1 protein-coding gene is annotated in these 404 nt (G+C 67.1%); it reads right to left on the reverse strand.

What is annotated here, in order from left to right:
- On the reverse strand, positions 1-404 hold a 404-nt coding region (locus H3H39_RS27355; protein WP_182157695.1), incomplete at both ends, for a DUF2252 family protein.

Here is a 404-nt window from a genome sequence, read left to right on the forward strand (position 1 = left end):
CTTGAAGAACCTGGGATCGGATTGGGATGCGGCGTACCGCTCCATGAGCGTGGTGACGCGGGCGCGTTCGGCCTCGCCCACTGGCAAGGCCTTGATGCCGTCCAGGCGCAATTTGCGCTTGCCACTACGGATGTCGGTACGGCGATCGAGAAAGGCTGGGCGCGAGCGGGTGCGTATGTCGCGCAGCAAATCCTTGATCATGCCGCGGGCGGTGGCCCGTTCCAGCCAGCGCGCCTTGCCAGTGGCCAGCTCCGCCGCGTACGTGTCCAGGAAACGCTGGCACAGGAAAGTCGCGTCGGCGCGCCGCACGTTCAGCACGCGTGCCGCCACCAGCAGGCTGACCAGGAAGCGGGATAGCTCCCAGCTGGCCGGGGCCAGCGCGGCTTCGTCGAAGTCGTTCAGGT

Origin of the sequence: Rugamonas apoptosis (genome assembly GCF_014042355.1) — a bacterium.
GTDB lineage: Bacteria > Pseudomonadota > Gammaproteobacteria > Burkholderiales > Burkholderiaceae_D > Rugamonas > Rugamonas apoptosis.